At 33.7% G+C, this 24,117-nt stretch carries 17 protein-coding genes; 2 read left to right on the top strand and 15 right to left on the bottom strand.

Features of this window, described 5'->3' with window-relative positions:
- Positions 1-167: 167 nt before the first annotated feature.
- A complete protein-coding gene (locus tag OQ292_RS34300) occupies positions 168-1,778 on the top strand; it encodes a hypothetical protein (RefSeq protein ID WP_284688651.1) in 1,611 nt (536 codons plus the stop codon).
- Between the two features lie 332 nt (positions 1,779-2,110).
- On the opposite strand, the gene OQ292_RS34295 is transcribed toward OQ292_RS34300, so the two are convergent.
- From OQ292_RS34295 to OQ292_RS34250, 10 genes are all read right to left on the bottom strand, one after another.
- Positions 2,111-3,739 (bottom strand): serine hydrolase, encoded by a 1,629-nt coding sequence (locus OQ292_RS34295; RefSeq protein ID WP_284686559.1) that lies wholly within the window; start codon positions 3,737-3,739, stop codon positions 2,111-2,113.
- A gap of 1,089 nt (positions 3,740-4,828) precedes the next feature.
- Positions 4,829-5,287: a DUF305 domain-containing protein gene (locus tag OQ292_RS34290; protein ID WP_284688650.1), complete on the bottom strand. Its 459-nt coding sequence runs from the start codon at positions 5,285-5,287 to the stop codon at positions 4,829-4,831.
- 84 nt (positions 5,288-5,371) lie between these two features.
- Positions 5,372-7,681, bottom strand: a complete 2,310-nt coding sequence (locus tag OQ292_RS34285) for a multicopper oxidase domain-containing protein (protein ID WP_284688649.1) — start codon at positions 7,679-7,681, stop codon at positions 5,372-5,374.
- A gap of 283 nt (positions 7,682-7,964) precedes the next feature.
- Entirely contained in the window at positions 7,965-8,417 is a 453-nt protein-coding gene (locus OQ292_RS34280; protein WP_284688648.1) for a heme-binding domain-containing protein, read from the bottom strand.
- Positions 8,414-9,025 (bottom strand): DUF3347 domain-containing protein, encoded by a 612-nt coding sequence (locus tag OQ292_RS34275; RefSeq protein ID WP_284688647.1) that lies wholly within the window; start codon positions 9,023-9,025, stop codon positions 8,414-8,416. Before OQ292_RS34275 ends, OQ292_RS34280 begins: the two co-directional genes overlap by 4 nt.
- Positions 9,026-9,147: 122 nt before the next feature.
- Positions 9,148-10,923, bottom strand: coding sequence for an efflux RND transporter periplasmic adaptor subunit (locus tag OQ292_RS34270; RefSeq protein WP_284688646.1), 1,776 nt, complete (start codon positions 10,921-10,923; stop codon positions 9,148-9,150).
- A gap of 1 nt (position 10,924) precedes the next feature.
- Entirely contained in the window at positions 10,925-12,931 is a 2,007-nt protein-coding gene (locus OQ292_RS34265; protein ID WP_284688645.1) for a copper-translocating P-type ATPase, read from the bottom strand.
- A 2-nt stretch (positions 12,932-12,933) separates the two neighbouring features.
- Positions 12,934-14,166, bottom strand: a complete 1,233-nt coding sequence (locus OQ292_RS34260; protein WP_284688644.1) for a TolC family protein — start codon at positions 14,164-14,166, stop codon at positions 12,934-12,936.
- Positions 14,163-17,987: an efflux RND transporter permease subunit gene (locus OQ292_RS34255; protein ID WP_284688643.1), complete on the bottom strand. Its 3,825-nt coding sequence runs from the start codon at positions 17,985-17,987 to the stop codon at positions 14,163-14,165. The genes OQ292_RS34260 and OQ292_RS34255 overlap by 4 nt, the downstream gene beginning before the upstream one ends.
- 102 nt (positions 17,988-18,089) lie before the next feature.
- Complete coding sequence (locus OQ292_RS34250; RefSeq protein WP_284688642.1) at positions 18,090-18,509, bottom strand: HYC_CC_PP family protein; 420 nt, start codon at positions 18,507-18,509, stop codon at positions 18,090-18,092.
- Between the two features lie 345 nt (positions 18,510-18,854).
- Between OQ292_RS34250 and OQ292_RS34245 the strand changes: the two genes are divergently transcribed.
- On the top strand, positions 18,855-19,943 hold the full coding sequence (locus OQ292_RS34245) for a TlpA family protein disulfide reductase (protein ID WP_284688641.1): 1,089 nt from the start codon (positions 18,855-18,857) through the stop codon (positions 19,941-19,943).
- Between the two features lie 383 nt (positions 19,944-20,326).
- On the opposite strand, the gene OQ292_RS34240 is transcribed toward OQ292_RS34245, so the two are convergent.
- The 5 genes from OQ292_RS34240 to OQ292_RS34220 all read right to left on the bottom strand — a co-directional run bounded on the left by OQ292_RS34240 (position 20,327) and on the right by OQ292_RS34220 (position 23,977).
- Complete coding sequence (locus OQ292_RS34240; protein WP_284688640.1) at positions 20,327-20,818, bottom strand: hypothetical protein; 492 nt, start codon at positions 20,816-20,818, stop codon at positions 20,327-20,329.
- A gap of 117 nt (positions 20,819-20,935) precedes the next feature.
- Entirely contained in the window at positions 20,936-21,919 is a 984-nt protein-coding gene (locus OQ292_RS34235; protein WP_284688639.1) for a hypothetical protein, read from the bottom strand.
- A 187-nt stretch (positions 21,920-22,106) separates the two neighbouring features.
- Entirely contained in the window at positions 22,107-23,063 is a 957-nt protein-coding gene (locus tag OQ292_RS34230; protein WP_284688638.1) for a hypothetical protein, read from the bottom strand.
- Positions 23,064-23,180: 117 nt separating this feature from the next.
- Entirely contained in the window at positions 23,181-23,408 is a 228-nt protein-coding gene (locus OQ292_RS34225; RefSeq protein ID WP_284688637.1) for a hypothetical protein, read from the bottom strand.
- Between the two features lie 230 nt (positions 23,409-23,638).
- A complete protein-coding gene (locus OQ292_RS34220; protein ID WP_284688636.1) occupies positions 23,639-23,977 on the bottom strand; it encodes a cupin domain-containing protein in 339 nt (112 codons plus the stop codon).
- Between the last annotated feature and the right edge of the window lie 140 nt (positions 23,978-24,117).

Below are 24,117 nucleotides of genomic sequence, written 5' to 3'. Positions count from 1 at the left end.
TTTAGAAAAATAATATCATTATAAATAGAGAGATGAAGTATTTATCTCATTGAAATACCCCTTCATTAATTACATGAGTACATTAACTAATATTTAGCATATTTTCCAATGAAGGTCTCTTTGTAAGAATAACTTTACGGAGATTAACATTGAATTATTTTTACGCTATGAAAAAAATTTTTATCTCTATTATTGTCTTAATTTTTTTTACATCAATTGTCCCTAAAGCAAAATTCAGGGATAAAATAGATATTAAATGGAGCAATCTCGAAAAAAGTAAATTAAAGAAAACACCATTGGGTGATGTAGTCGGACATGATGAAACTGGAATATATGTTAAGTTTTTACAACCTGCAGTTGAAATGGGAATAATTACACTTGCTGCTGGAGGTGTTAAATTCTCTTATTTACTTCAACATTATGACAATGATATGAAACTAACAAGCTCGAAAAAAATTGAACTGGATAAGGGATATGAGCTTGAATCTGTTTTTCAATTTGGTGATGAATTATACCTAATGTCTACTTTTAATAATAAGGACATTAGAAAAAAAGAGTTATTTGTTCAAAAGATCAATAAAAAAACGTTAAATGTTGAGCAAGAAAAAAAACGACTTGCTGCAAGTGTCAACATGGTAGCATTTAATGGTAATAAAGCAAATCTTTATAATGATAATGGAGAAGGTGCTTACGATTATATAATTTCTAGAGATAAGACTAAGCTTTTAGTATACTTTAAGCAAACCACTGAAAATAAAAGTGACAATGAAATTGTTGGGGTACAAGTCTACGAAGCAGGGTTTAATATGCTTTGGAGTAATACATATGAAATACCTTTTGAAAATGAATTATTCAGTATTAGAAAAGTTAAAGTTAATAACGACGGTAAAGTATATCTACTTGGGAAAGAGTATAAAGAAAAACATAAAAATGAAGTAGATGGTCTTCCTAATTTTAAATATCGATTGTTATGCCTCTCTGAATTAGCAAATAAGTTTGACACTTTTATAATTGATTTAGAGGACAAGTTTATCACTGATATTGAATTAACTATAACAGAAAAACAAAATGAAGTAATTTGTAGTGGGTTTTATTCAGAGAATGATTTAAATGGTATTATTGGTAGCTTTTATTTTAGATTTGATACACAAAGCAATAAAATAGTAAGTAGTACTACTAATCAATTTAGTGATGAATTCTTATTAGATAATGCTTATTCATATGGTAAGAAGATGAATAAGATCGAAAAAATTAAGGAAAAAGGATTAACTAATTACAGCTTAGATCAAGTTATCCTAAGAGAAGATGGTGGTATTGTACTAATCAGTGAATATAAATGTTCATTATCATCTAATTCATCATCTAGAGTAGCTTGTTACAATATTTTATCTATAAATATCTCTCCTTCTGGAGAAGTCGAATGGTCTACTAAAATTGATAAAAAACAATTAGCTTACAGTGATGACGAGTATATAATTTCTTATGAAACTATTGTCATTAAAGACAAAATATATTTTATCTTTAATGACGAGAAAGAAAATATTCTTAATCCAAATCTAGAAAACATCAAGGCTTTTAAGCCAAACAAAATGGCAATTACTAGCATTGTTGAGTTAGGAAGTGATGGTGTTCAACATAAAGAAATATTGTTCGCTTATCAAGAAATAAATCTATTTGCGATTCCAGATTTGACTGAACAGATTTCAGAAAACGAAGTCATTCTCTTTGCGGGACAAACATTAAAAGGAGGTAAGTTAGCTAAACTTACTTTTAAGTAAAAAAACAGTAATACGAAGTACTAAGTATCAAAAGACAGCTTAATCAGATGATGAAATATATATCTAAGTTTTCTCTGATAATCTTAGTACTTTGTTATTTTAGTAAGATTAAAATATGAAAATCAAGACTAAGGTTTACGATATTAATTTTGAATATTGCTCAACTCAAATCTTGATTTTATGACAGCAAAAGCCCACTCAGACATTCGTCGTAAGTTAAAAGTTCTCAACTATGCTAAAGAGATCGGTAACATTACTAAAGTATCGGTATTGTATTTCAGTTTCAAATAGCTCAGTAAAGGTATGTGCTATATCATTTGTTCTATGCCGTTTTAATTCACCTTGTTACCTGAATAGGTAACACCATTTTGAGTTATTTCCAAGGCTGTGCTTTTGCCCTGGCCATCTAGAATGAAATCTATGTGTGCATCGATGGATTTGAAGAAAAACCTTGTAGGTGATTCAGGGAAAAGGTTAGCAGGGTCTTGATCAGTACCAGTAGCCGTAAGTTTACCGTTATCCCATGCTATTGTAAGATCAAATTCCTGGGAAAGCTTATACCTCCCTACAAATTTAGTCATAGTCTTTTTTGGTAATTTTATTTCCCTTCTTGTGGTATATGGTTTGGAGGCTGTTTTTACGCTTATTCTATTCTTCACAGAAACATCGACCAAGGTATCAGCCACTAGCTTGAATTCAATTTGAGTCATGCCGTTTTCAAGTACAAAATGGTTATTGTCAATAGCAGCCATCATTATCTCTGTGCCATTTGGCAGAACCCAATACAATTTTGCATCCTTTAAAATTACATTACGTGTGCTACGGTCTTTAAAGGTGTACTTACCAACCCACTTGTAGATGTCTTCAACATCTGTAGCGACCACAGTAGGTTCTTCAAATGGTTTGTTGATAGTCAAAGCAGCAATTTTGGTAGATATAGGTCGAGGTTCTCCGCAACTACAATTTGAGAAAATTGCAACGAAAACATCTTCTTTAGGAAGATATATCGCATCTGTTCGAAATCCATGATCGCCACCTGCATGTTCCACTGTCGGACTTCCATTGATTTCGTTAATAAACCAGCCAAAACCATAATTAATCTCATCGCCATTTTTCAATTGGTGGTTGGTGAATGCCAAATCCAATGATTCATTACTAATCAGTAAGTTATTAGCCAGGGCTCTATTCCAGATATATAAATCTTCTACTGTGGACATTAATGATCCAGCTCCGATTGACCAAGACAGACTCGTATATTGCTTATTTACATAATCGTCATATTTTTCATATCCATAAGCTCGATTTTTAATAATATCAGAATCATTTGCTTGTCTAGAGTTGTGCATTCCTAAAGGTTGAAATATATTCTTTTCAACGTAATCACCATAACTTATGCCAGATACTATTTCTATAATTTGACTAAGTAAGATGTAGCCAAAGTTATTGTATTGAAAAGCCTCACCAGGGCTAAAAGTTTTTGGCTCGTTTTTGAAATAGTCGATCCATGACGGTATATCAAAATCATGTTTCCGAATATTTGAATCCCATGGTTTTTGTGTTATGGATCGGGAAATCCCGGAGGTATGAGTCAATAAATGCTTAATACTTATATACTTTCCACCGGTGGGATAGTCTTCAATATATTTAGTGATATCATCATCTAAATTAAGTTTCCCTTGTTCTATCAGCATTAAAATAGAGACAGCCGTAAACTGCTTGGATATAGATGCTATTTGAAAAACCATATCGGTTTGCATGGGGACATCCAATTCCAAATTTGCCATCCCAAAAGCTTTATGATACACAATTTCACCTTCCTTTGCCACTAGTGCTGTTGCTCCTGGGCCAGTAGCAGGGTACTTCTCATTGAGCAATTTGTCAATCATATTCTCAAAACCTTGCCCATAACTTCTCAATGAGGCCATTGATACGATAACTAAGACTAGAATTTTTATCTTCATAATTGTTTGTTTAGTGATGGCATAGAACGGTGGCGGTATGGTGTAAGGGAGTGCGGGCTTTTCACCTATCAAGTTAAAATAAAAATTAGAGCGGATTACTACGCAACGAAAACCACTGAACACCTTATTAACTATACCGCGTGTTGTATGCTGGTGTTTTTATTATAATCAGGATTAGTTCTAATTCATGGGTTTGTTAGGTGAATCATTAAATGTTGCATGAACATTTGATAATATCTCTACTATGGAATCAATATCTGATTTTACCTGTTCAACTGAAAGAGTTTGAGAAAATAAATTACAACTGAAACATACACAAATTAAATAAAGCAATTTTTTCATTTCATTAATTACTAACTTTTCAACTAAAAGATTAGTTTAAATATACAACTAAATATTTAGTTGAAAAATAATTGTGCCTTTTTTTATAGTTTCAGTTTATTTATTTCAGTATAGTTAAACGATAACTTATAAAATCTCCCATCAATTTATTGCTTTTTTAATCTTGTAAGGTGTTTAAACTCCTTGGCGAAATCTACGACACACTTGCATACAACGAACAATTGCAAATTCAGCTTAAAATGTAGTAGCTGATTTATTTGTCTGAGGTTTACTTTAGTTTACCAGGCTTATAAATCAGGTATTGAAATTTGTATCGTGTTATCTTCAGTTTATTAAATACATTTCTGGAGTTTAACACATCTTTTTGTCCGTCTTTGTTGGTATCCATAAAGGCTTTTACAGGAAGAATACAGCCTGCTATTTGGGTCTAATTACAAATCCGCTATAGATACAAAAGGGTAATATTTACTTGAAAATCCCATATAACACTATACATAATTTTACATTCACCTGATTTAAAATACCACTTTTAGGCTATTTTGCTTCTCGATTGTTTGACTAATTTTCATCTCATTTTTAGTAAAAGTTTGATTATCAGTCATATAGCTTGTATTTATTCAAATCCCTCCAGCTCTATAACCCAAATACAAAAAATAATATTTGAGTTTAAACAACTTGCTCAGTTGTTTAAAAATCATATAATTATGTTAAGTAAAACCAGAATATATCATAAGCTAATCAAAAAACTCACTTATTTTGCTCTAGGCGATTGATCATTTTTTTCATTTCTGCAATTTCACGTTTTTGCGCTTCTATAATTTCGTTAGCCAGTTTTTGCGCTTCAGGGTCTTTTAAGTGAGCATTTTCACTGGTCATAATGGCTGAAGAATGGTGTGGAATCATCCCCCTCATCCAAGCTATATCTGAAACAGCGGTTTGGTTTCTAAGCATCGTAAAGGAAATAATGAATGCAGCCGTAGCACCTACTAATATGATTGCATTTATTATTTTGTTTTCATACATACTTAGCATAAATAACAACATTACGATTGCCATAACCGATATCATGCAAATTGACATATAAATTCTTGTTGTAGCAATTGACCAATGAGCCCATTCGGTAATGTTTATGTACATTAATAAATACATCACTACAAAAGATGTAAACATCATTAATCCAAACTTTTTATACATCTTATTTTCCATTGTTATCTCATTTTAATTTTTACTGATTTTACAACAAATTCATTTTATTTATTAAATCGATGATTGCTAACTCATAGATAGTATCTAAAACAATATAGAAAGCCCACCTCCTGCTCCAAATCTATTATCGTAACTCGCCATTAATGAAAAGTTTCTCGATAGCATATATTCCAGACCAGCAGACCAAGTAGTTTCACCTTGGTAATTTACAGACTCATTACCTTCTGTACTTGTTAGCGGATCTACCCAACCAAAATCGGCTTGGTATTCATACTCACCAAACAGGATTGTTCTTGGGAAAATCATAAACTCCCTGCTTAACTGTATACCGGGTCTAAGTTTATTATCTATTCTCACATCTAGATTAAACATGTATGGTGTAAAAAATCGAATACCAGCAATGGCAGTTACAGAAAGATCATCCAAATTTATTTCGTCTTCGTTTTCTACATTCACCCCAGCAAACACCCTAAAGTAGTCATACAAGTATCGCTCATAAGTTAATTCCCCCTCAATAGCTTGATTGTATCCGATTTCTGCACTTAAGTTAAATTGATTTCTGATGTTAGAAGAAACTAGATTAATTTCAGTCATGTGTGAAGCCACATCTGCCTCTCCCCAATTGTAATATTGGTTAGCTTCTTTAAATAATTTTTTAGCAGGATATTTTGCCATTCTTGGATCACGCTCAGTACCATAACTTACAGCTCTTGCCATACCACCCATCATATGGTATAGCACGTGGCAATGTAAAAACCAATCGCCTGTTTCGCTGGCATCAAACTCAATTACAGTTTTTTGCATTGGCGGAACATTTACTGTATGCTTTAATGGAGAGCGTTCTCCATACTTGTTGATCACTCTAAAGAAATGACCATGCAAGTGCATAGGATGATGCATCATGGTGAGGTTATTAAAAGTGATTCGCACTTTTTCTCCTTGAGAAATTTTAATCTTGTCAGCTTCAGACAATGGCACTCCATTCATACTCCAAATGTATCGCCACATGTTACCAGTGAGATTCAGTAATATATCTCTAGCTGGTTTCTCATCATTAATTTCAGTATTATTTGGAGATTCTAGGTAATCGTAATTGTATTCTGCGAACATATTCATCCCTCCCATTTTTTTATCAGAAGACGACATTTTCATTCCATCTTCTTTTTCCATTTGGGTTTGATTCATTTTCCCCTTTTCCATGTTCATATCGTCCATTTCACCTTGCTTCATCTTAGCATTACCCATCCCTTCCATCTTCATGTCACCTTTCATTTTCATACCCCAATTATTCATTAACTCTTTAGGTTCTTCATCACTAGGTTTAAATTTCATGGCTGGTGCACCCATACGCATATCCATCTTAGCCATTTGCTGCATCATTTTAATTTTATCTGGCCTATCTAATTCTTGTGCAGATAAAACATCTCCCTCACCTAAATAAGCAGTAGAATATCCTGAGCCATCTTGCGCCATCGCTCTAAACTCTACCTTTCCTTTTTCAGGAATGGTTACAATGAAATCGTAAGTTTCTGCTATCCCTATAAATGTTTTGTTTCGCTTAACTGGCACTACATCTAATCCATCAGCAGAAACCAAAAGTGGAGCTTCTCCTCCGAAAGTCATCCAAAATTGCGAAGAAGCAGAACCATTTATTATTCGCAGCCTAACCTTTTCTTCGGGCTTAAACTGTGGATATTCTTGAACTTGTTTGCCATTTACCAAAAATGCCGGATAATAAATATCAGCTATGTCTGCACTTTCCATTCGCTGTTTCCAGAAGTTTAACTGTGCTCCAAAAGCACCACGAGCAATTACCTGATTTAATGGTGTGGCTGTTCCTTTTTTTACATTATACCACTCATTCCCGCGCTTCAAGTTTCTTAATACATTCTTCGGTTTTTGATTTGTCCAGTCAGACAGCACCATCACTAATTCTTTATCATATTCTAAATTCGTTGCTTCTTTTGGCTCAATTACAATGGCACCGTAAACACCACTTTGCTCTTGCAACATGGTATGTGAATGGTACCAATATGTTCCTGATTGAATTAGTGGAAACTCATATTTCTGAGTTTTTCCGGGTAAAATGGGCGGAGTAGTTAGATATGGAACTCCATCGTAAAAGTTGGGTAACAATAAGCCATGCCAGTGGACAGAGGTTTCTACATCCATTTCATTTTTTACATATATTACTGCATAATTCCCTTCTGTAAACTTAAGAATTGGCCCCGGCGTAGTTCCATTTACCGTCATGCCTTTTACCTCTTTGCCAGTCTTATTAAGCGTTTCTTCTTTTATCGTGAGGTTATAAACTACTGTATCTGTTTGGGCTGATGCCGAAAAGATTTTAACAGTGAGTATAAACAAGATAATAAGTGTATTTTTTATATTCATTAAACTAAAGCGTTAATCGTAAAATTTTCAGGTAGACATTTCTGTCACATCTTATAAAACATTTAACAATATCTTGCCAAGCAGAATATATGATTTAATCTATTGATAATCAATTATATATAATTTAGTCTATCTAAGATCAGTGTGTCTAAAATTACACAATGCTATGAAATAGATTCTACAAGAGTATTCATATATTTCATGAAAATTTCGAGATGAAATATATTTTAATACTTAAAAAAATCACTATTGTATATATTGTTATTTTATAAGCTAAATAGGATTAATCCATAGATATTTTCTGAAAATATTCTATTAGTGTATTTTTCTCTTTTTTCGAAAGTCTTGCATTATTGTGCATTATTAAGTAAGTAGGTAAAGGCATTTTATTATCCTCAATTTGACTGATGATTGACCTTATTTTCATCTGCTTCATCCTCTGTGAAAGAGAACCAAATTTTGAAAAGTTCAACTCTGAGATACCATTTGAAATATGATTTTGCAACAACCAATTAATAGGTTGAATTTTACTATACCATGGATAATTTGTCTGATAGCTGTGACAGTCATAACAAGATACGCGAATTATATCTCTAATTTCATTAGGGGGCTGAAAATCCTTAATAAAATCAGTTGAAGGTACTTTGTGTATTTCATTGTATTGAGTAGGGATAAATTGTATCCCTACAAATACAAATGAAAAAAAAATAATAAGATGTTTTAAGGCCTTCCTCATTTCATTGAGATTGTTTCTTTTACAGAGCCACATGTAAGCATCTTACTTCCAAATAATGGGTTTTGTATTTCAGAGGATGTACTCAGCCACGAGCCACCTTTCCCCTTATTAAACATTGGGCAATATTGCTGATACAAAGTCCTATCTGTACCTGTCAAGGCAATTAAATCCACAAAATCTTTAGCCATACTTTCAAAATGCTCTCTTTGATGAGCTATTTCACTTTTGGCTATGTGTTCACCATGCACCTTAACTACCTCAAGTATTTCTTTTATCTCAGCCTGTTTTGTTGCATCATAGGATGCTAAATTTATTTGGAGAGCAGACTCTGACAATTTTTGCCCAGCATTTGCAGCTGCCTTAGAATTATCTTGAACTAAAGCATTCTTAATCTCTAAATAGTTATCTATTAGAATAGTAATGGTACTATTTTGTTTCATGGTCATTTCTACACTTTCTGACATTGCATGTCCAGCTTCATTTGCCTTTGCTTCATGATCATGTTGACCAACAACCTCTTTCTGATTATTACTATTTCCACATGCAAATAATGATAAACTTACACTTACAATAAGTGCTAATACAAACATTGATTTTGACTTTTTCATTTTATTATAAATTTAAAAATTAAACATTTGAATTACAGTCTGAACAAGTATGAATAGATGGGTCTTAGTATGAAAGTTCATTTTTTCAGACAAATGATATGTCCCCAATTTTACAATAGCTTTCATTTTATTGTTTTAGTAGTTTCTCCACAAGAAAGCATTGCTTGACCGAAATAAGGATTCAAAATATCCTTTTCTTTACTTAACCAATCTGCTCCCTTATTAGAATCTGCCATAGGACAGTGTTGTACATAAATTGGAGTAGCTATTGGATCGAAGGATTCTACAATGGCAATCATTGTTTTTGAAATACTAATGAAGTTTTCTCGGACTGTTTTAATTTCAGAAAGATGTTCAATGTGTTGTATACTCTGTTTTAATACAGATGAATGTTGCATCCAAACAGAATGTGCATCACCTTTAAAGAGATTCATATCTACCTTATCTAGTAACTTACTTAACTCAACACCAGATTCCTTAGCCTTATCAAAATCATCATTCACCAATGCTTCTTTCATGCTAAAATAGTGAACAAATAATGGCTTTAAGGCCTCTTTCACTTCGACAGTTACTGATATTTTTTTTGAAGTCATTGGCCCATTTTCCATGTTTACGTGAGTATTTCCACCATGATTATGACCTGTCATAGCCATGCCACCTTCTGGATTCATCATACTAGGCTTGCCTGCCAATTGAGCAGCAGCATCTATACTAAAAGTTCCATTGATAGCAATCTCTTCACCAGGCTCTAAGCCAGATTCAATCTCATATCCTCCTGCCAGCTCAGGTCCTAGTGTAACTTCTCTCATCAAAAAGCTAACACCTTGAGCAGTATTTTGCATCACATATACTACAGAGCGTTTTCCTGTCCACATAACCGCAGATTTTGGTACAGTCAATAGAGAGTTTGTTTCACTATAATTTGATTGTACTATTCCATTAGCAAACATTTCTGGTTTAAGTAATAGATTTTTATTACCGGCTTCAACTCTTGCTTTAGCTACTCTGGTTTTGGGATCAATCACAGGGTCAATGTAGCTAACGATACCATCAAATGTTTTTCCGGGATTGGATGGGATTGTATAGCTGATCGAGGCTCCTTTTTTTACCCATGTCATATCAGATTCATAAACATCAAACAATACCCATACTTTTGATAAGTCGGCTATTTGGTAAACAGCTTGACCTGTTTTAATATAATCACCAAGATTGACCATTTTTTTCGTTACATACCCTGATACATTTGCCAGTATAGGAAACTCCTCCATGGTTTTTCCTGAGGTCAAAATCTGGTGAATCTGATTTTCTGTCAGTTTCCAATTTTTCAATTTCTCCTTGGCTGATTTGAATAGTCCGGGTTGTGTCTCTTTAATTTTTTGAGCTTCAAATAATTCTTCTTGAGCTGTCACTAATTCAGGAGAATAAATATAAGCTATCACCTGACCTGCTGATACAAAATCACCAGTAAAGTTTACAGTAAGTTTTTCAATTCTACCTGGAAGATGAGATGATTGAGTATATAACAAGCGTTCGTCAGCCTGAACTTTACCGGTTAATCGTATTGATTTCTCAGCATTTTTTTTGCCAACCACCATTGTTTCTATTTGTGCCAATTGCATTGCTGTTTGAGACATACTTACTGCCATTGGATCAATTTCATCAGTATTTTTTTCCAATGGAATAAGTTCCATTCCACAAATAGGACAATCACCGGGTTCATTTTTTCTAACTTGAGGGTGCATAGAACATGTCCAAATTGTGGATGATGATGCTTCTGTATGATTATGTTCATCTACTGGAGATTTATGGAATTTTCCAAAGATGAACCATCCTAGTAACAAACCTAAGATAAGTGTGCTACTTGCTATGATAACGGTTGATTTATTTAGATTTTTCATATTATTTTTTAATTTGCCTTTTTAACAATTGTGCATTTAAAGCGACTATTACAGTACTTAGACTCATTAAAACAGCTCCTATTGCTGGACTTAAAAGAATTCCTACACTTGCCAAAATACCCGCTGCTAATGGTACTGCTACAATATTGTAGCCTGCTGACCACCATAAGTTTTGCATCATTTTTTTATAAGTTGCCCGCCCAAATAAAATAAGATTGGTTATATCTTGGGGATTGCTATTAACAAGCACTATATCTGCAGTTTCTGCAGCTACATCTGTTCCTGAACCAACAGCAATACCTACATTAGCTTGTGCAAGAGCTGGTGCATCATTGACCCCATCTCCTGTCATTGCTACGAAATATCCATTTTGTTGATGTTCTTTTATAATGCGCTGCTTGTCTTCTGGTAAAACTTCTGCATAGAAGTTGTCTAGTGATAGTTGATCACTTACCGCTTTTGCAACTCTTTGATTATCACCAGTAGCCATAAATACTTTTATACCTCTTTCTTTGAGTGTATTGATAGCCACCAAAGATTCTTCACGTATTTCATCGGCAAGAGCAATATAACCAATAAGCGAACTGTCAATCAAAACAAATACGACTGTTTCATCATCAGATTTAAAAGCATCAGATGGAGCTTCAACTCCTAGCTCTTTAAGCATTCCTGGACTTACTATTTTAATTTCTCGATCTTTAAATCTTGCTTTTATGCCTTTTCCTGTGATATTTTGGAAATGTTCAACTGCGCCTAAAGTCAAATCTTTTTCTTTTGCTTTCCTAACAATACCCGCTGCAATAGGGTGTTCTGAACTATTTTCTATAGATGCTGCTATTTGAAGCAACTCATTATCTGAATGTGAATTAGAAATACTTTTATAGCGGGTAACTCCAAATTCACCTTTTGTTAAAGTTCCTGTTTTATCAAAAATGATTGCCGTAATTTTACGAGCATTTTCAAAAGCAGTTCTATTTCGTATTAACAATCCATTTTTTGCCGATATTGAGGTAGATATGGCTACAACCAAAGGAATCGCTAGACCCAATGCATGGGGACAAGATATAATCATAACAGTCACCATACGCTCTAATGCATAATCAAAGTCTTTTCCCATACTCAACCACACTACCAGCGTTGTTAGTCCAGCGCCCAAGGCCAAATAGAATAACCATGCTGCTGCTTTATCAGCCAAATTTTGGGTTTTTGATTTAGTTTCCTGGGCTTCTTTCACCATACCAATCACTTTAGATAGGTAAGAATCCTCACCTGTATGTTTTACCTTGACTTTTAGTGACCCATGCTCATTTACTGAACCCCCGATTACTTGATCATCTTTATGTTTAATCACAGGTTTTGATTCTCCTGTTAACATAGATTCATTTACATGACTTTCACCTTTTACAACAATTCCATCAGCAGGCACTTTTTCTCCAGGTCTTATCAGAATCATTTCATTACTTTTTATATCTGCTATAGGAACATCCTCATACACTCCATCTTCTTTGATTCTACGGGCTATAGATGGCATCATCTTGGCCAATTCCTGTAATGCATTAGAGGCTCCCATCACTGACTTCATTTCTATCCAATGACCTAATAGCATGATAACAATTAAACTAGCAAGTTCCCAGAAGAAAATTTTACCATTGAGGCCAAAGACAACAGCCGAACTATAGAAATAAGCAACTGAAATTGCCAAAGCTATTAAAGTCATCATACCAGGAGATCTTTTCTTTATTTCCTCCACCATTCCTTTTAGAAATGGCCATCCTCCATAAAAGAAAATTACAGAAGAGAGTATAAACTGAATGGACCGATCACCTTTAAAACCCAGTTCAAAACCAACCAAATTCTGAATCATTGGTGCAAGCACAATGATGGGGAAAGTAATCACCAGTGATATCCAGAATCGTTTCTTGAAATCTGCAATCATATGAGCATGATGATTATGGTGATCATGATGCCCATGATGATTTTTATTTGCTATATGTTGTTGATGTTCCATGACTATTTCGCTTTTGCTGTGATATAATCTAACTCGGCCATCTTTATATAATAATCTGACAATGATGAGGCCTTCATTTTTTGATATTTTAATACTTGTTGTTGCATACGCAATACTTCTTCAAAATCTTTTCCTGAGTTGCCGTAAGAACTTAGCAATAATCTCAAAGATTGATTTGACTCTTTTATTTGTTCTTCATATAGGAAAATGAGTTCTGATTGCTTTTGAAGCTCAAACCAGATCATCTCATAAGAACTTGTTAGCCTGTTTGCAACTTCTTCCTTTTGCAGCGAATAAGAAGCTTCCATTAGCTGTGCTTCCTTTTCTGCTGCCTTATATTTGCCCCTGAAAATTGGAAGGCTAACAGACACCATAGGCATTAATACATCTTTTCCATTATCAGCAACAGACATATCTGTTCGCTGACCTACAATTACATAATCCAGTCCAATACCAAGCTTTGGGAGCCCTTGTTTGATAGCTACTTGTTCACTTGCTTTACTTGCCTGAATTTTTAATTCCAACTCAGTTATCAATGGATTGGAAATGAGCATTGTATCTTTTCCATAAGCTGAAGATAAACTAACCAGTGATAAAGAATCTTCAATAACAATTGTTGTATTTTCTGCTCGATTCAAAAGTTTATTAAAGCGTGTTTCAAGTGGTTGTTCCTTTTGCTCTAATATAGAAAGGTTCGTAGAGGCATCTTTTAGCATAATATCAACCCTTAGTACATCTACCATTGCCCCTTTACCGTTTTGAAACTTTACCGAGGCAATATCCTTGTAAGATGAAAGGATACCTATATTCTCTTTTTCAATTTCTACAAGTCTTTCAAGCTCAATAAGAGGATAATAAGCAGCTGAAATCTGATAAAAGAGTTTGTTTTTTGCTTCCAAAAACTCTTGATATTTTGCTTCTGCCATTAAGGTAGCTACATCCTCCTGAACTTTTAATGTCCCAAACCATGGAATCATTTGTGTCAAAGAAAATTTGGCTCGTTGAGGACCAACTCGGGTCTCAACTGGAGAAATGAAGTATCCAAACGAAAGGTTGGCATCTGGCAAGCTATTCACCTGAGTTACACGTTGCATTGATGCTTCAAATGACTTGTACTTTGCTTGCAAACCGGGGTTATTTTCTGCAGCTTCTTTAAAATACGCTGTTAGCGTTTGAGCCTCTAAGTTGAAGCTATACCCCAATGCTAAAAAAACTAAGATTATATATTGTTTCATGACTGGGAGTTTAAAAGTTTACCTTCTTCTCTATAACAATAAATTACTGGAACAATGAAGATACTAATAAGGGCAAATGCCATCCCTCCAAAGGACGGAATAGCCATAGGAATCATAATATCCGAACCTCGGCCTGTAGAAGTCAATACAGGTAACAGTGCAATCATTGTAGTGCCAACTGTCATTAAAGCTGGTTTTATTCTTCTTAGTCCTGCTTCTAATACTGCTGCTCGAACTTCTGCGATTGTCGATGGTTTGTTTCTTTGAAAACTTTGATCAAGGTAGGTAGCTATTAATACCCCATCATCTGTTGCTACTCCAAACAATGCAATGAAACCAACCCAAACTGCTACACTCAAGTTAATGGTATGCATTTGGAAAAGATCACGAAAATTGGTTCCAAAAAGCGTGAAATCTGCAAACCAATTTTGGCTATATAACCATAACATAATAAATCCTCCACTAAAAGCCATAGCTATTCCTGTAAATACCATCAGCGAAGTAGAAACAGAACGGAATTGAAAATATAATATCAAAAATACAATGCCTAATACTAGTGGTACTATGATGGATAATCGTTTTTCTGCTCTTACCTGATTCTCATAACTACCTGAGAATTTATAACTCACACCAGCAGGAACTTTCAGTTCTCCAGAATCAATCTTTTTCTGAATCATTGATTGTGCCGCATTTACTACAGTTACCTCCGAAAATCCTTCTCGCTTATCAAAAAGAACATATCCAACAAGGAATGTTTCTTCACTCTTGATTGCTTGTGGCCCTCGAACATATGTGAATTTTACTATTTGAGATAGTGGGATTTGAGCTCCTGTTGGAGTAGGCATCAGTATTTTACCTATTGCTTCAGCATCATCTCTCAGCTCTCTAGGATAGCGTACCCTCATAGGAAATCGTTCACGTCCTTCTACTGTAGAACTTATTTTCATCCCTCCAATGGCCGTCTCAATTATTTGCTGTACATCATCAACATTTAACCCATATCGAGATATTTCATCTCGATCAATATCTAGGTGTAAATAGGGTTTACCAACAATCCTGTCTGCAAATACGGCTTCTGATTTTACTGATGAAACTTCCTTAAGTGTATTTTCTAATGCTAAACCAAAATTTTCTATTGTCTTTAGATCTGGACCATAAACCTTTATTCCCATAGGTGCACGCATTCCTGTTTGAAGCATTACCAAACGGGTTTCAATGGGTTGTAACTTTGGTGCTGAAGTAACTCCAGGTAACTTGGTTACCTTCACAATCTCATTCCAAATATCATCTGGTGAATGAATATGTTCTCGCCAATTTCGATAATATTCGCCATCCTCATCTGCTATTAAATCATTGGCAGTTATACCTTGCTCTAATCCTTCTTGATTAGTAATTGAATCTCCATTTACAGTTATAAACTGCTTATCATTATCAACTTTAAAGCGTTGTCTATGCCCCTTTTTATTTAGTTCATATTCAGGTTTGTAGTTAATCACGTTTTCATACATTGAGATGGGTGCAGGATCTAGAGCAGATTCAACCCTTCCTAGTTTACCCACTGTCAATTCTACTTCAGGAATATTAGTCAACAACATATCCAGTTGACCTACTATCTTTCTATTATATGTTACACCAGAATGTGGCATTGAGGTTGGCATCAAAAGAAAACTTCCTTCGTCTAGTGATGGCATAAATTCTTTACCTATACCTGGAAATATCTCTGTAATTCCTACCCAAACTTTGCTATCATTTATTTTCCAACCAACTTTTTGTAAGCCAATAGAAACAAACCCAAATATACTATTAAAACCTAACCAGATATTAGCCCCTAATAGTATTAGAAGCCCTGGTATGATCAGGAACTTGAATTTATTATTCAAACACCAATTTAGTACCTTTTTATAGTTGTACTCTAAAATGGTAAATAAGCCTAGTATTGTACCTACTAATAAGGCCACAAATAAAAAATTAAGTAGTAATGGTTTTGATGCCCCCAATGGCAACCAATATTCTGCCAATAGCCATACTACACCTATTAGAACGATGATTAACTCTGCATAAGTCAACAGGAAGTTTGGAACTTTAGGAAGTTGTTTCTCATTAATGCCCAAATACTTCTTCAATAATGCAATTGAACCAAATAACAGAAGAAGTACACCTGCCCAAATTTGTCCAATAACTATTCCTAATAGTCCAATTGCGATTAATACATAATTACTATATTTTTTTAAAAACCTATTTTGAACCTTAAACCCAAAAAACCAATGTGCAAGTGTCGGTAAAATTATTAAGGAAACAATTAATGCAGATAACAAAGCAAAGGTTTTAGTAAATGCCAATGGGCCAAAAAGTTTTCCTTCTGCTGCTTGCATTGTAAAAACAGGTATGAAACTAACTATTGTGGTTGATACTGCTGTAAGGATGGCTGTTGCTACTTCTGATGCTCCATTATATATGGTTGCTATCAATTTTTGACCTGCTGGTGCCTCTTCAATATGCTTAATTATGTTCTCCGATAGGATGATGCCTAAATCCACCATTGTTCCAATAGCTATGGCAATACCAGACAATGCTACAATATTTGCATCTACTCCAAAATAACGCATTGCTATAAATACCATGAGTACAGCTATTGGAAGTAAACTTGATATCAGAAATGAAGCTCTCAGGTTATAAACCATGACGATAACAACCAGAATGGTTATTAATATTTCAAGAGATAAAGCCTCTTCTAGAGTACCTAATGTCTCATAAATCAGTTCTGAGCGGTCATAAAAAGGGACAATTGTTAGTTGACTTTCCCTTCCATCTGAAAGTGTTTTTTTTGGTAACCCTGGGGCTATTTCTGCTATTTTTTCCTTCACATTATTTATTACTTCCAAGGGATTAGCTCCATATCTTGCTACAACCACACCTCCTACTACTTCGGCACCATCTTTATCCAGTAAACCCCTACGAGTTGCTGGGCCAATAGAAACTACTCCAATATCTTTTATCCTGATTGGCACATTATCCTCGACTGCTACGACTGCTTTTTCTATGTCTTCCACCTTTTTAACATAACCCAATCCTCTAACTAAATACTCAGCCTGATTAATTTCTATCGTTTTGGCACCTACATCTTTATTAGACTTCTGAACTGCCTGCATCACTTTATAGAGTGGTATATTATAGGCTTTCATAGCATCAGGATTCACATCAATCTGATACTCTTTCACAAATCCTCCAATTGATGCAACCTCAGATACCCCTTCTGTAGCATTTAGACCATATTTTACATAAAAATCCTGAATTGTTCGGATTTCATGCAAATCCCATCCCCCTGTTGGATTACCTTTTTTGTCTCGGCCTTCTATCGTATACCAATATACTTGACCTAAAGCAGTAGCATCTGGCCCTAAAGCAGGTTGAACGCCTTCTGGTAGCAGACCCGATGGTAAAGAGTTTAGTTTTTCTAAAATTCTGGATCGTGACCAATAAAACTCAACTTCTTCAGAAAAAATAATATAAATACTTGAAAAACCGAAGATTGACGAACTACGTATGGATTTAACTCCTGGAATACCCAGCAGATAGGTGGTCAATGGATAAGATATTTGATCTTCAATATCTTGGGGTGAACGACCTTGCCACTGAGTAAAAACGATTTGTTGATTTTCTCCAATATCGGGTATGGCATCAACCGGAACAGGATCAGATGGTAATCCGCCTACTTTCCATCCAAAAGGTGCTGTTACTATACCCCAAGCTACAAAAGCTAAAAGTACGAGAATAGTCACCAATTTATTCTCTAGGAAATATTTTATAATCTTATTAAGCATAATTCAATTAAGTTTGATTGAACATATGAAAATTGTTCAATGACACAAGTGTCATTCAGCCCTTCTGCACTTAGCAGAGAGTTGTTAATTGAATTATATAGTTTAAATTAGGAAGGTTTGAAAAAGGACCTGTATATCCCTTTTCCGCAATGGGGGAGAGTAATAAGAATTGTGAATTAAAGCTGCTACTTTTAAAAAAAGTGGTTGAACAAAAGTATGTACAAACGCTATTAAAAATATTGGATTGATTATTTGATAAGCAGTAGCTATCTCCACATTATCATCCATATCTAAAACCTGATGCTGATTTTCACAACATGTTTTAGACTTCAACCTTTTTCCTGATGAATATTGCAATTCACAATCTTTATCCATTCCTGACATGCCACAATCAAGATCATGTAGTCCGATTGAAACTGAATTTTTTACAGCTTTTCCACCACACAAATGCGTGTCTATTGATAAACCTACATTTGAAATCAATGTAAGTAGTGATAGTAATATGGAAATAGCTTTTTTCATCTTTTACAAAAGAAAAGAAAATTAATTAAACTTGTTTATAGAATTCTGAATTTTATTTACATTATTTTGTCTAAGCCAAACGTTCATCATATTGCCCTACTTTATAAGGTAAGGGCTCTATATAATGTGCCTTTATGTAAAGTGTATCCTTATGTTGTCATAATATTTATACTTTTATTTCAGAGAGATAGAATGAAAACTTCTTTTCTAATAAATCTGGTAACCTTCATAATAAAACAAACCAATACCTCCTTTTAGGCAAAAATCTGCATTATCTATATGAGGATTAAAATTTTACTCAATATTAAAGATTAGACAGACACATAACTGTAAACTATATAAAAGATGAAAATATCAATTTTGACAAGCCTCTTGATTCTCTTATCATTAGCTGCTCAGACTAGTCCAGTTCTTAAGATTAAATTTGATAATATAGAATCAGGAAATATATTTCTAATTAATGTGCAGAAAGAACTTACTGATACTTTGTCTATTAATGATGGTAAAGTTACTTATGAAGCCAAGATAGCTGCTCCAACTTTTTTTTATTTGATAGTTGATGGATATAATAATACACGCCCACTAGAATTAGTACTTTCTAGCCAGTTAACAGAAATGAACTTTGAAAGTTACAAAGTTGTGGGTGAAAACACTGTAGATGAGGCTTATCCGAATAGTCCTATTTTCATTTCAGACCCGAATAATAACATCGCATTTTTTGAATTTTTATCACGTTGGAAAAGCTTTTACAACACGATTCAGGCTCTATCTGAAAATGACTCAGAAGAGCAATTAGAAAAAAGAAAGAACACCTACCATACATTTCTATCAGCCAATAAACGAATTATTGAGAATAATAGCGATCAATATGTTTCTGCTAAAATGATTGATTTTTTGCTCAATAATAACCTACTTCAATTTGAAACTTTGCAAACATATTATGATTTACTGAGTCCTAAAGTAAAAGAATCTTATTTAGGTTTTAAGATTGGTGAAAAATCAGGTAAAGCTGGCCACTTACAACCTGGTAAACCAGCTCCAGAAATAGCACTCGTAGATATGCAAGGCAAAAAATATAGCCTCCAAAGTTTGAAGGGTAAAAATGTGATACTTCATTTTTGGTCATCATCTTGTGCACCTTGCATCAAAGAAGCACCAGACTTACTAAAGCTCCAACAGAGAAACAATGAAAACCTAGTTGTAATAAATCTCTCACTTGACACGGATAACTCCAAATGGAAAAAAGGCATCGAAAAAGCAGGTATTGAAGAAATGATCAATGTATGTGACCTACAAGGATACAACAGTGTTACAGCTAAAAGTTTTGATGTTACCTTTATACCTGTTTACTACTTAATTGATGCTAATGGTGATATTTCTTTAAAAGGTACCCTCAGTCAAATTGCAGAAAAAATCAAGAAAAATATGCCATAATAATTAAGTATTCAGTTGGATTCTGGAACACATAATACCGAAACAACCTTACAGGTTTTACTTTTCAATTAAGGTTAAAACTATATAAGTTAACTTTTAACCTTCATTAATTGCTCCCCTATTTTCTGCTAAATTTCGGCAAATTAAATTCATTATTATTCTGTTATAGCTTTATATATTCCTACCGTTTTTTTAAAATAATGTTGTCTTTACTTGAAAGTAATATTAACAGTACTAAAACTAAATATTTCATTTTTCATAACACCAAACTAATATGAGTATACATCCCAGTTGCTAGATCGGATTAAGTGTAATGATAGTAGATAAGTTTTTAAAAACTCAGTTCACATATTCATTTTTAGCATTTGCTAGCAACTTTCCACTTATTTTCCACCATATTTTGCTGGTATCCCTGCATTATCAGATTCTATAGTCCATAAAAGACTAACTATCCACCATCGACCGCTATAATAGGTTAATTGATAGCTATTTATCCCTCTTTCATTTACTCCCTCAGAGTCTTTACCATAAAAGCTTTGGAATACTTGAGCAATGCCATTGTATTCATCAACAACTTTATGAATTTCTTTTTCAAGATATCCTTGCTCATAATAAGGATCTTTCAAGAGATTAAGAAAGTCATCAAGTGATGCAGTTTCAGCATTTGTAGAATCAGCAACTGTGAGTATTGCTGAGGGATGAAATAAATTCCTAACTGCTGCAGTATCCATTTTCTCCCCCTTTTCAATGGTTATTTGATTAAGTAGTTCATTAATAATTCCGTCAATAGATTCAACTGGATCTTCAGTCTTTTCCTGAGCTAAAGAACTTATTGAAGTGGTTATAAAAAGTGTTATATAGAGAAAATATTTCATATAGTGTTTATTAATTGCTGCTAATATCTAAATAAGCTCAGTGAGCATACCCTTTCAAATTGATTCTAAAATTAGTGTTTTGCAAAAAATTGATCATAGCTCTTTTTTCTCATTGGCTTATCGCTTGTTGGCAACTGTAATTTTTCCGTCCTGCCACCCTTTGGGCAAATACAAATTCAGTCCTGTTGACTTTTCAATATCAATTAGATTATTTCTGAGTTCAATACTTCTTAAGCCAATTTCTGATCGATTTTCATTCACCGTTTTGAGTTCAGTTGCGTTAGGAATCTTTCCAATAAATCCACACGCAGATAATTCATGTCCGGATAGTCCAGCAGTCTTCCAGTCTTCTATTTGGGCTAACTCGTAAGGTGATAATTCCCCTCTTTTTAAGGCTTTCATTAACTTTGGCCTTAATTTTTTGTACAAGGTGTCTTTTGAATTATAGTCAAGCGAAATGGAGTTATGATGACATAAAATAACTGAAGCCCATAGATTATTTCCGATTAGTTGTTCTCCTGGATAACCATATTCATTTAAAATTTGCTCAAGTTTTTCTAATTGATGTTCGCTATGAGGAGCAAATTTTCTTTCAGAATATCTCCTTTTGGATTTTTGTCCAATTCTGATAAAAGCCCCAAGCGCCATTTTCTGGTCATTCTTAAACATTTCATGGACTTGTTCTTTAATCCCGAAATTTAGCCTTGATAAGTAGATTTTGTGGAGTGAATCATACTCTGAAACAATAATCTTTGCCCATTCAGAACATTCTTTTAATGATTGTAAGTTTTTACTTTTGTTGATGCTTTTGAATGTCCAACCAGCCTTGATTCCCAGTCTTAGGAACTTCAAACCTGAATTACAATCTTTTTCATATGCGCTGAGTTCTGCAGCCACTTTGATATCTCTTAGAAATAAGAAATCAAACTGATTAAAAAGAGAATCATACATTTTAACTGCAGAAGTATACTTTCCTTCGACAATTAACTTTTCACATTCAATTACTTTCGAATGGTAGATTAAGTAGTTTTCTTGGGCATTGCTCTTAGTAGAAACTAAAAGGGGGACTATAAAAATAAGGCTAAGAGAAAGTTTTTTCATTAATGTCATCAAATAAAAGAATGCATTTTTGCTGTAAATGGTTGCCAGTGGTAAGTATGCATTCTACTTTACCCTTACAGAATTCTACAATAACACATATCTATAATCTGCCTTTATGTAAAGTGGGCTCCTATGTTTCCATGAGTCATTAGAGCAAAAAAAGTTAGGATTACAAATTTTATTAAAACTACTTTCCATAATTCCCTTGTGCATAAGATGACACAATGCTAGTTGTGGGAGTCTTGCAGTTATTAGGGAAATCGAAAAAGTAAATGCATTTTGGCAATCCATCTTCAAAAACAACCTTCACCCAACCTTGGCTATTGCCTCCAAAACCAGTGTAACTATAATTTGCTTTGATGGAAATAGGTCTTCCTTGATTATCTTTTGATTCCATTGTTACTCCTGAAATACTTCCTGCTGTGTATCGATTCATCATCCAAGTTTGTGCTTGGGCTGTAACTAAGTCATCTATCAATTTGTTAAAGTTTTGTGAGCCTGTAGGACCACCCGACTCTTTCATTGTTTCATATTTACTTTTACCTTGTATCCGATTTAGAGGTTGATTTCGAGCAAATAACTTAAGATTTTCTTCCAATTTTCTCAAGGCATCACAATCGCATTTGTTCAGACCAAATATTTGATTCATATCTAGTTTTAAACCTTTTGCTTTGTGTGCTAGATCAACAGAATTACCTAAAGAATTTGGATTCATAATATACTCCATTACATTATTCAGTCCATTAGCTCTATGTATTTGCTCAATCTCTAACTTAGCTTTATATAGATCAGAACGAGCATACAAACCAGTCCACACCCACTCCCACTCAACACAATATCTACTTACCTCCACGCCATATCCATTCGTAGTAACACTTTCTTTAACACATACCTGCTCCATTATTTTAACTTTGTCACTAGGTAAATAATCAGCACACTGCTCTCCATAGGATCTTAAATACTGCTCAAAAACTCCGAGAAAATAGGGGTTTTCCCTAATCAATTCAATATTCTCAGAATGCCCTCTATATAGATAATCAAAAAGCTCCGCGTTATACATTCCTTCTGTATTCAATTCTGAATTTTGGGCTTGAGCTGGTATTATAAAAAATATTGGTAGAATTAATTTCAGTAAATATTTCATGGTTTTAAGAAAGGTACCTTTTAATGATAAGAGATTATTACTAGTTCAAAATACTATTGGAACTGATAGAACTAAACGAGAATTAATTTTACCAAGAAGAAATTTAAAAACACATACCTACTTACCAGTAATTTTAGCTAATAATGCTATATAACCATATTGAGTAACTTGCTTGCCTTTAGAATAAGTTACTATACCTTTGTTTTCAAGTGAGTCTCCTATTTCATCTGCTTTATAAATAGATACTTCAATTCCACACTCTGTTAGCACTTTAGCCATATCATAACTTTCACACTCAATATTTTTTTTTAACCAATCAATTACTTTTTGCTCTTCTGTATTCATAAAAAATGTTGTTATTAAAAACAATAAATAAAATTTACTACTTTCTTAATATAAGGAAAAATACTAACCTAAAAAAGCTAGAAGGCTATTTTTCAGTTTATAAAATTTAGATGTTAAAATCTAATGAAATTATAAAAGTTGTATCAAATAAATTTTGAGCTAGCTCTGTTTTAGAATCTATTCCATTTACAAATCAAATAATATTAAAAGAAAATGTATTTTACATTACCTCATATTGAAGGTGATTCTTTAATCATGATAAGCAACATTTTGAAAGCTTCAGTTGCTTCTAATGCATGAGGTATATTGGATGGCATAATAATCATTTGTCCTTCAGTTAATACATTGACATTTTCAGCAATGCTTATTTTACATTTACCTTCAATGATCAAAGCAATAGCATCAAAAGGAGCTGTATGTTCACTTAACATTTGCCCCTTATCAAATGAAAACAATGTGGTATTACCATTTTTGCTCTTAGTAATTATCTTACTTACAGTGGCTCCATTAGAATAATCTATTATCTCTTTTAATGTATGGACCTTTGCTAATTCAATGTTACTTCTCATTTTCTTGATTTTAAATACAATAATCAATAATTCTAGATTTATCCATGTTGCTTTCCTCTACAGGTAATACTCTTTCACGATTTCATAGAATAATGGTCTCTTGGGTTACTTACCTGACTATTTATAATGATTCTAAAATA

This window comes from Chondrinema litorale, assembly GCF_026250525.1.
Lineage (GTDB): Bacteria > Bacteroidota > Bacteroidia > Cytophagales > Flammeovirgaceae > Chondrinema > Chondrinema litorale.
The sequence above is the reverse complement of the archived record's forward strand: the minus strand, read 5'-3'. Positions and strand labels throughout refer to the sequence as shown.

Coding starts and splice junctions, on each gene's coding strand:
- OQ292_RS34265 (WP_284688645.1), bottom strand. CDS start 12,931: ATGGAACATCAACAACATATAGCAAATAAAAATCATCATGGGCATCAT.
- OQ292_RS34270 (WP_284688646.1), bottom strand. CDS start 10,923: ATGAAAAATCTAAATAAATCAACCGTTATCATAGCAAGTAGCACACTT.
- OQ292_RS34290 (WP_284688650.1), bottom strand. CDS start 5,287: ATGGAAAATAAGATGTATAAAAAGTTTGGATTAATGATGTTTACATCT.
- OQ292_RS34220 (WP_284688636.1), bottom strand. CDS start 23,977: ATGAGAAGTAACATTGAATTAGCAAAGGTCCATACATTAAAAGAGATA.
- OQ292_RS34245 (WP_284688641.1), top strand. CDS start 18,855: ATGAAAATATCAATTTTGACAAGCCTCTTGATTCTCTTATCATTAGCT.
- OQ292_RS34260 (WP_284688644.1), bottom strand. CDS start 14,166: ATGAAACAATATATAATCTTAGTTTTTTTAGCATTGGGGTATAGCTTC.
- OQ292_RS34285 (WP_284688649.1), bottom strand. CDS start 7,681: ATGAATATAAAAAATACACTTATTATCTTGTTTATACTCACTGTTAAA.
- OQ292_RS34280 (WP_284688648.1), bottom strand. CDS start 8,417: ATGAGGAAGGCCTTAAAACATCTTATTATTTTTTTTTCATTTGTATTT.
- OQ292_RS34295 (WP_284686559.1), bottom strand. CDS start 3,739: ATGAAGATAAAAATTCTAGTCTTAGTTATCGTATCAATGGCCTCATTG.
- OQ292_RS34240 (WP_284688640.1), bottom strand. CDS start 20,818: ATGAAATATTTTCTCTATATAACACTTTTTATAACCACTTCAATAAGT.
- OQ292_RS34300 (WP_284688651.1), top strand. CDS start 168: ATGAAAAAAATTTTTATCTCTATTATTGTCTTAATTTTTTTTACATCA.
- OQ292_RS34275 (WP_284688647.1), bottom strand. CDS start 9,025: ATGAAAAAGTCAAAATCAATGTTTGTATTAGCACTTATTGTAAGTGTA.
- OQ292_RS34225 (WP_284688637.1), bottom strand. CDS start 23,408: ATGAATACAGAAGAGCAAAAAGTAATTGATTGGTTAAAAAAAAATATT.
- OQ292_RS34235 (WP_284688639.1), bottom strand. CDS start 21,919: ATGAAAAAACTTTCTCTTAGCCTTATTTTTATAGTCCCCCTTTTAGTT.
- OQ292_RS34255 (WP_284688643.1), bottom strand. CDS start 17,987: ATGCTTAATAAGATTATAAAATATTTCCTAGAGAATAAATTGGTGACT.
- OQ292_RS34230 (WP_284688638.1), bottom strand. CDS start 23,063: ATGAAATATTTACTGAAATTAATTCTACCAATATTTTTTATAATACCA.
- OQ292_RS34250 (WP_284688642.1), bottom strand. CDS start 18,509: ATGAAAAAAGCTATTTCCATATTACTATCACTACTTACATTGATTTCA.